This is a genomic window from Streptomyces panacea (assembly GCF_040560175.1).
GTDB lineage: Bacteria > Actinomycetota > Actinomycetes > Streptomycetales > Streptomycetaceae > Streptomyces > Streptomyces panacea.
This window is the reverse complement of the sequence record NZ_JARJHW010000263.1, coordinates 1-7,994: the sequence shown is the minus strand read 5'-3', so window position 1 is coordinate 7,994 and position 7,994 is coordinate 1. Positions and strand designations below refer to the sequence as shown.

6 protein-coding genes and 2 pseudogenes are annotated in these 7,994 nt (G+C 66.6%); 6 read left to right on the top strand and 2 right to left on the bottom strand.

The genetic code is table 11. From position 1 onward, the window contains the following. Window positions 1-62 precede the first annotated feature (62 nt). Window positions 63-976, top strand: a pseudogene (locus P3L51_RS33805) (MobF family relaxase); the annotation flags it as partial. 214 nt (window positions 977-1,190) lie between these two features. Here the strand turns inward: P3L51_RS33805 and P3L51_RS33800 are convergent. Then, on the bottom strand, window positions 1,191-1,811 hold the full coding sequence (locus P3L51_RS33800) for an IS3 family transposase (protein ID WP_354609176.1): 621 nt from the start codon (window positions 1,809-1,811) through the stop codon (window positions 1,191-1,193). 317 nt (window positions 1,812-2,128) lie between these two features. Between P3L51_RS33800 and P3L51_RS33795 the strand changes: the two genes are divergently transcribed. Further along, on the top strand, window positions 2,129-2,254 hold the full coding sequence (locus P3L51_RS33795) for a hypothetical protein (RefSeq protein ID WP_354609175.1): 126 nt from the start codon (window positions 2,129-2,131) through the stop codon (window positions 2,252-2,254). 350 nt (window positions 2,255-2,604) lie between these two features. Beyond that, window positions 2,605-3,689 (top strand): annotated as a pseudogene (locus P3L51_RS33790) (Tn3 family transposase). 393 nt (window positions 3,690-4,082) lie between these two features. On the opposite strand, the gene P3L51_RS33785 reads toward P3L51_RS33790, so the two are convergent. Continuing rightward, window positions 4,083-4,835, bottom strand: coding sequence for an SDR family NAD(P)-dependent oxidoreductase (locus tag P3L51_RS33785; protein ID WP_354609174.1), 753 nt, complete (start codon window positions 4,833-4,835; stop codon window positions 4,083-4,085). Between the two features lie 122 nt (window positions 4,836-4,957). Here P3L51_RS33785 and P3L51_RS33780 point away from each other — a divergent pair, with 122 nt between their 5' ends. The 3 genes from P3L51_RS33780 to P3L51_RS33770 all read left to right on the top strand — a co-directional run bounded on the left by P3L51_RS33780 (window position 4,958) and on the right by P3L51_RS33770 (window position 7,596). After that, on the top strand, window positions 4,958-5,914 hold the full coding sequence (locus tag P3L51_RS33780; protein ID WP_354609173.1) for an AraC family transcriptional regulator: 957 nt from the start codon (window positions 4,958-4,960) through the stop codon (window positions 5,912-5,914). 192 nt (window positions 5,915-6,106) lie between these two features. Beyond that, window positions 6,107-6,796 carry a recombinase family protein gene (locus P3L51_RS33775; protein WP_354609172.1) on the top strand — a complete coding sequence of 230 codons (690 nt, stop codon included), beginning with the start codon at window positions 6,107-6,109 and terminating at the stop codon, window positions 6,794-6,796. 197 nt (window positions 6,797-6,993) lie between these two features. Then, window positions 6,994-7,596 carry an ankyrin repeat domain-containing protein gene (locus P3L51_RS33770; RefSeq protein ID WP_354609171.1) on the top strand — a complete coding sequence of 201 codons (603 nt, stop codon included), beginning with the start codon at window positions 6,994-6,996 and terminating at the stop codon, window positions 7,594-7,596. The last annotated feature ends 398 nt before the right edge of the window (window positions 7,597-7,994 follow it).

The following is a 7,994-nucleotide window of genomic DNA, read 5'->3' as shown; positions in this document are numbered from 1 at the left end:
CTACTCGGGCAAGGCCGTCCATCGCATCTTCGCCTCTTGCGGCCAGGAAGCCTTCTTCGAAGATGCCCGCCCTCGTGGCTGGCTACGAGGAGAAGCACGGGCACTCGCCGGGGGAGCGGCCGCTTACGTGCTGGAATGCCAGGCCGCCGACCGTACGCGCCCGCCCAAGCGCACGGTGGCGCGGTCGCTGTCCGAACTGCGCGACGGCTGGAGGCGGTCGGCGATCCGGAAGCTGGGTGCCTGCACCGTCTACCGGCTCGCGGAGCGAGCACGGGCGGCAGCTGCGGCGCTGTGGGCGCGGGTGCGGCCGGCCGTCGATGTCGCGCTGGCCGCCGTCGACACCGTCGCCGTGGTGTACGCGATGCGGGGTGCGTTCAAGCGCCGACACCTGCTTGCTGAAGCCCGACGCCACCTCTTCTACGTCATGCGCGGCCGGCCCCACGAGCCCGGCCTGGACGAACAGATCGTGCAAGCGGTCGTCGACGATTACACCCGCCCCGTCGGCCGCCGGATGCTGACCGCCGACCTGCGCGCCCTTTACCTGGGCGACACCGAGGAACAGGCCGTGCTGCATCCACTGACCCGCGACCGGTCCGCCTCGCCGTACGAACGGGCCCGCTTCGCGGCTGGAGTGCTGACGGCCCGGGTCTACGCGGTGCGCCGCGCGGAGCTCATGGGCTCTCGTGCCCGGCCGCACACCGTCGCCGTGCCCGCCATCCCGAGGACCCGCCTACGGCCGTCCCGTGCGGACCGGAAGGCCGGTCAAGTCGTGGAGCAGACGACCGATGTTGCCGCGGTGGAGCAGACCAGCCGGACGTTCGAGGCTGCCGCCGCCGAGATGGCCGCCAAGCTTCAGGACGGCATACGCAACCGCGCCGTTGCCCATGGCCCCCGCCCGCAGCTCACCACGGCGACGGCCCCGCCACCGCACACCCAGCAGCCAGGCCGGAGCACACCTACAGGAGGTGTCGCATGACCACGCCGCCCGACGACCCTGGGATTCGGGGCCGCCGCCACTTGAGGGGATCTGCCCGGGAGCGTCCGCCATCTCGGGCGGCTGGCCGGGGAGCGACCACGGTCCGGGATGAACCTGTCCGGCGTGAGCCTGCCTAAAGCGAAGCTGACGGAAGCGAACCTGCTCAGCGTGAACCTGGTCAACTGGGGTTCCCCCGTTGATCGGGAGTCGCTGATCAGCTGGTCAGAAGGGTTTGACGGGGTTTCAGGTTCGTTCGTTCGGCCGTTGCCTGGTCGGCGTAGTGCTTCTCCTCGAACTCGATCGGACTGAGGTAGCAGAGCCGCTTCTGGATGCGCCGGGAGTTGTGGAAGCCGTTGATGTACTCGAACAGCGCCAGGTTCGCCTCGGCCCGGGTGGCGAAGACGCGGCCGCGGACGCATTCCGTCTTGATGATCATCCACAGGTTCTCCGCGAGAGCGTTGTCGTAACTGTCGCCGACGGAGCCCATGGACGCCCGAACTCCCGCACGCAGAAGGCGAGTTGTGAGCTTGATCGACGTATATTGACAGCCGTGTTCCGCGTGGTGAATGAGCCGTCCGGGCTCGACCTCGCGGGACGCGAGGGCGTACTCGAGCGTGGTCAGGACCAGGTCGGCGTCCGCGCGGGCGGAGGTCTCCCACGCCACCACCCGGCGGGAAAAGGCGTCGTGGATCGCGGACAGCCACAGGGGACCCTCGCCGGTGGAGATCATCGTCAGGTCGGTGACCCACAGCCGGTTGATCCGCTCCTGGTTGCCCCCGAGCTGGTCGCGGAGATCAGCACGGACACCACCGCCGACCGCGGCGTCTACCGGCATCCGATCCGCTTCGTACGGGTGCGGGCCGACATGGCGCCCGGCGACGCCCCGCCCTTCGGTGCGGACAACGAGTCTTCATCCGGCTGAACACCTGCCCCCGTGGACACTGGTGCAGAAACCCTTGGCCGCCGACCCGTAGTTCCGACCGCAGTGGCGGGTACCAGGGCCGATTCGGGCTCCTGCCGTGGGCGCTTGGGGGGCTCCTTGGGGACCCACTTGGGTGCCCGGCCGTCTCAGCGCGGCAAAACCCCTGGTCAGTGCCCGGATTGGCTGCTGGTCACGGCCGTCACAACTCTAAGTACGCGCCCGGACTCAACATGACCGTCCGCAACACGGCCACCCACGCGGCCTTCGACGAGATGACCGCCCAGCAGGCGCTGGAACGCCTCGCAGCCCTGAGCCTCCTCGCGCACTGGATCGACGAGTGCGAAGGTCCGATCTGACCTGCGTGCTGCCCGGCACAGGCCCGGCGAAGGGAGGTTCGAACCGCGTGATGGGCAGCAGTTGCAGGTGCCGCCTCGTACAGTTCCTTGGTTGGAATGCTCAGGCTGAGTCGGGTTTTCGAGTGTTCTGTATCGCAGCATCGGTGTGTCTTTCATCGTCCTCATGACAACGGTGACTTCTCGGCCTGCTTGCAGCTCCCGCCAAATCAAGAACCTTGTCGACCGTGACGACCTCGGTACAGGCGCCGAGGTCGATCTGGTGTTCGCCGAGGGTAAGCACCAGCGATTCGGAGAAGGCCGCGAGCTGAAAACGGTCTTGCTTCGCGAGTAGGTCGAGCACCGAGGACGAACTGCGCTACATACGCCGCCGCTACCTGTCCGCCGAGGCCGCTCGCGCCATCGCCGTCCAGATCGCGAACGCCACCTTCGCCGCCCGCAGCACCGAGCTATGGGGACAGGGCTCGACCGCGGTCGCCTCCGACTCCACCCACGTACGCGCCTACGACCAGAACCTGTTCACCGAGTGGCACTCGCGCTACGGCGGCCGCGGGGTGCTCATCTACTGGCACATGGAGAAGAAGTCCCTGGCCATCCACTCCCAGCTGATCAACTGCACCGCCTCCGAGCTCGCCGCGATGATCGAGGGCGCGATGCGGCACGGCACCACCATGGACGTGGAAGCCAACTACACGGACTCGCACGGCCAGTCGGAAATCGGGTTCGGCATCACGCGGCTGCTGAACTTCGACCTGCTGCCGAGGATCAAGCGGATCAACAAGGTGAAGCTGTACCGGCCAGTGGCCGGTGAGCCGGATGCCTACCCGCAGCTGACCCCGGCGCTGACCCGCCCGATCCGCTGGGAGCTCATCGCCCAGCAGTACGACCAGATGATCAAGTACGCCACGGCGATCCGGACCCGTACCGCGTCCACCGAGGCGATCCTGCGGCGCTTCACCCGCGACGCCTCCCACCCCGCCTACGCGGCCATGCTGGAGGTCGGGCGTGCGCAGGAGACCATCTTCGTGGCCCGGTACTTGCGGCTTCGGGACCTTCAGCGGGAGATCGAGGAGGGCCTGAACGTGATGGAGTCCTCAACGGCGCGAACTCCGTGATCGCCTATGGCAAAGGCGGGGAGATCGCCTCGAACCGGCGCGACGAGCAGGAGATGTTCGTGCTGTGCCTGCGGATTCTGCAATCGGCCCTGGTCTACGTGAACACCCTGATCCTCCAGGACATCCTCGGCGAACCTGAGTGGGCCGAGCTCCTCACGCCCGCCGACCGGCGTGGCCTGACCCCGCTGTTCTGGTCGCATGTGCGTCTGTACAGGGAGGTCACCCTGAATATGGCCGCCCGCCTCAGCCTCACCGCGGTCACAGTGCCCAGCCCTCGTACAGCGGGCGATGAGGAGCTGGCCGAGGAAGGTGCGGACGCGTAAGGGCGGTCCAGTCCCGCCACCGACGCTGTCCCGGTGACACGGGCCACCAGCTCGGCGTCTACGAACGGGCGCCGTTTGCACTGTTCGACCAGCTCAGCCAGGTGCTCGCGCGAAAATGCGGTCAGCCACGGCTTCCCGTCGAACGCCGGATCAGACGCGTGGACGACCGACTGATCCGGCACCAGCGCATCATCTCGGAGCCATTGGCGACCACCGTTCCTCACAGATCACCTCGGGCAGGCCCCCGGCACCGCCCCGCCGGACTCCGTCCGTCGCCCCTTCTTTCCTGCCTCCCAGCCCCCGCCGCCGCGCGTCAAGAGCGTGAAGAACGAAGAAGAAGCAGCTCAGAGGCTTGGCGTTTCTCACCGATCAGCAAGAATCGAAATCAAGTTCTCAGATCTGGTTCTGCCCGCCGTCGACGTAGATGTTCGCGCCGACGATGTAGCTGCTCTGTCCGGAAGCTAGGAACGCCACCACTGCGGCGACCTCCTCAGGACGCCCTATGCGGCCCTTGGCCACAGTCGCGGCGACATTCTCCTTGACAGCGGACAGTGTCTCCTCGCCGCCGAGAATGTTGGCGAGTCCGGGAGTTTCCACCCCACCCGGCGACACCGCGTTGACCCTGATGCCCCGGCCTTTGAGTTCGTTGGACCATGTCCGCGCGAATGACCGGACAGCGGCCTTGGACGCCGCGTACGCACCGAACGCCTCCATGCCGTTGTCGGCGGCTGTGGAGGAGGTCAGGATGACCGAGGCGCCGTCATTGAGCAGCGGGAGCGCCTTCTGCACGGTGAACACAGTGCCCCGGACGTTGACTCCGAAGGTCTGGTCGAAGTGGTCTTCGGTGGTCTGTTCCAGCGTGACGAACGTACCGACCGCTGCGTTCGCGACGAGCACGTCCAGTCCCTGTCCCCGGGCCCGGACCGCGTCGTAGAGCCGGTCCAGGTCGGCTGCCTCGGAGATGTCGCCGGCCACCGCGGTGGCCCTGGATGCTCCGATGGTCTCGATAGCGGCGTCCAACTCGGTCTTGCGCCGGCCTGTGATGAACACGTGCGCGCCCTCGTCTGCCAGACGTGCGGCGGTGGCCAGACCGATTCCGGTGCTGCCGCCGGTGACCACAGCCGTCCTGCCCTCAAGCTGTCCCATGCGAGTGTCTCCATATCCCTCTGTGTTGACCTGCTTCGATAGCCATACTTCAGGAACACCCCGGTACGGTGCATCATGTGTAGTCCTTATTTCTTTACGTATCGTACAGAAAGGAAGTGGGCGTGCTCGGCTCCAGCGATCCGATCGCCGACGCCATCGGTCTTCTGCGCCCTCGCACCGTGATCGACCCCGGTCTTCATGCGGCAGGACCGTGGGCACTGCGCTTCGATCAGTCCTCGCATGTCAAGCTTGGTGTCGTCGCGCGCGGCGCATGCTGGCTGACCCTTGACGGGCACAAGCCCGTACTGCTGGAAGAGGGCGACTTCTACCTGCTGGGCAACCCCCCGCCTTACGTCCTGGCCAGCACACTCACCGCACCATCGCGCCCCGCGAAGCCGGTGTGGGGAAGCGCCAAGGACGGTGTCGTACGCATCGGCCCGGAGGCCGAGGAAGACACGTACCTCTGCGGCGGGCACCTCTCGTTCGAGGACACGAACACCCCAGTCCTGACCCAAGTCCTACCGCTGCTCGTGCTTGTCCGTGCCGCAGATCCCCGCGGCAAGCTCCTGGCACATCTCAGCGAGCTCCTGGTCTCCGAGACCAGGACCGCCGCCGCCGGCAACTCTCTCGTCCTGAACCACCTCGCTCAGGTCCTGTTCGTCCACATGCTGCGCGCCCACGCCGAACAGGCCGATCAGCCCACCGGCTGGCTGGGAGCGCTCAACGACGACGGTATCGGTGCAGCCCTTCGCGCCATGCACACCGACGCAGCACACCCCTGGACACTCAAAGAGCTTGCCGGTATCAGCCACATGTCACGTTCCGCGTTCGCCTCATCCTTCAAGGGCCGGGTCGGAACCACCCCGCTGGACTATCTGATCCAGTGGAGAATGAGCCTCGCCCGCGACGCCCTGAGCCACGGCACGCGAACGATCTCCGAACTCGCGTTCATGATCGGCTACAAATCCGAGAGCGCGTTCAGCACCGCATTCCGTCGTGTGGTCGGCTCCTCACCCAAACAATTCCGGATCAGTAGCACTGGGACCGACAACCCGAAGGTCGTACAAGCGCGCGGGTGACCGAAAGGCGTCGCGCATGTTCGCGAACACACGGCTCGTTCGCGCGGCGCTCACCTATCGACCGATTGATGAGCAAGATCGGTAAGCGGTGGTACGCGGCCGGATCGGCTCCGGATCATGCCCATAAAACGGTGTCAGAAAGTCGATGTGCTTAAGAACTTGAGGAGCACCGTTTTCTGTACGATCTGGCGGGTGCGGCCACCCCAGGACGACGACACCGCTGATCTCCTCGCTCCCGTTCCGGCCGTACGGACCGGCAGCCTCGTGGGATACGCACGCGTGTCCACCAAGGGGCAGTTGCTCGACCGGCAGATCCACGCACTCAACACAGCGGGCTGCATCCGGATCTTCTCCGACAAGGAGTCCGGCAAGAACGCCGAACGCGAGGAACTGTGGAAGGCCCTCGACTACCTGCGCGAGGGCGACACCCTCGTCGTCCCGTCACTGGACCGGCTCGGCCGTTCCATCCAGGACCTCATCGCGATCGTGTCCGGCCTACGCAAGCGCGGCGTCGGCTTCACCTCGCTGCACGAGGCGCTCGACACGACCACGCCCGGCGGGCGCCTGGTCTTCCACGTGTTCGCGGCGCTTGCGGAGTTCATCCGCGAACTCATCGTGCAGGGCACCAACGAGGGCCTGGACGCCGCCCGCGCCCGCGGCGCCCGACTCGGCCGCCCGCCGGCGATGACGGAGGAACAGGTACGTCACGCCCGCGACCTGCTCGCCCGCCCGGAGAACACCGTCACCTCGATCGCAAAGCTCCTCGGCGTCTCCAGGAACACGATCTACAACTACGTGCCCGAACTGAAGGGCGGTCGCCTCACACTCGCTGAGGCGACGAGCACGCCGGAGCTGCCCCAACCCACCAGGTCCGAGGAGTGATCACCGCCGTTTGCGGCTGGTGACAGCATTCTTACCGCACCCCCACTTGGTGTTTCCGGAGTCGGATGTGCGGCATGGAAGACCTTCTTTTTTCTGACGTCTACAACTTATGGTCCGACAACGGTGAACGAGGGGCCGTTATGTGCTGCGCGCGAAGGCTGTAGTCGTGGTGGCGGTGTTGGAGGACGATGTGGGACATGGGTGGGACAGCGGAGTTGGTGGAAGCGGCGGGCTCTGGCGACCTGGAGCGGGTGACAAGCTTGTTGGGCGGGGGCGCACCGGTCGATGGACGGGACCAAGAGCACCGCACGGCCCTGGACCGCGCTCTGTGGGCGGGACATCGTGAAGCTGTCTGCCTGCTCCTGGCCGCAGGAGCGGACACTGAACAGCCCATCGGGCAGTACGCCGAGACGCTGCCACTGCGCTTCACTGCCGAGCGTGGCATGCAGGCCACGGCCCGCATTCTGCTGGAGGCCGGGGCAGAGCCCGATGGCCGGCTGTGCGAGGGACGGGCTACTGCCTTGATGGTTGCGGCCACCGAGGGACATGAGGGCATCGCTCAATTGCTGCTGGACCACGGCGCAGGCCTTGAGTCGGTGGGACGGGACAAGACACCGTTGGAGTGGGCGGCGTTCGGAGGCCGGCCAGCAACCGTCCGGTTGTTGCTGGACCACGGCGCCGCCCGCACGGCCGAGGCGCTGGCCGAAGCTCACCGCAGCGCCGACCGCTGGAAACATACCCCTGAGCGCCAAGCAGAATACACAGCGACGATCTCCATGCTCCTGGCCGCAAGCAAGTGAGCCTCCTCAAAAATTTCGTGTGCATGAACTCAGAAGGTGTCCTACATTTTCACCAACGCTACATGCTGCATCAAACTGATGCAGCCACCACACCGAAACCCGACCCGAACCAACACCCCACCACCCGTAGCCAGCCGGGCCCGCGAAGCGGGCCCAAGCGGTCCTGGAGGCGCAGCCGGAAGACCCGCTTGGGCGGGGGAGCGCAGCGGATCCGCCCAGGAGTGCGAAGCACTCCCCAACCCGCATACTCAACACCGAACTAGCGCACCGTCAAGATTCGCCCAACCCGGCCGCGCAGCGGCCGGCCCCACCCGGGTTCCGGAGCGCAGCGCAGGAACCCACCGTGCGCAGCACGGCACGGTGAGCGCAGCGAACCGCGCGGCCCCCGCGAAGCGGGG

Bases quoted from the DNA above. Each gene is read 5' to 3' on its own strand.
- P3L51_RS33800 (WP_354609176.1), bottom strand. From the start codon at position 1,811: ATGCCGGTAGACGCCGCGGTCGGCGGTGGTGTCCGTGCTGATCTCCGC.
- P3L51_RS33795 (WP_354609175.1), top strand. From the start codon at position 2,129: ATGACCGTCCGCAACACGGCCACCCACGCGGCCTTCGACGAGATGACC.
- P3L51_RS33785 (WP_354609174.1), bottom strand. From the start codon at position 4,835: ATGGGACAGCTTGAGGGCAGGACGGCTGTGGTCACCGGCGGCAGCACC.
- P3L51_RS33770 (WP_354609171.1), top strand. From the start codon at position 6,994: ATGGGTGGGACAGCGGAGTTGGTGGAAGCGGCGGGCTCTGGCGACCTG.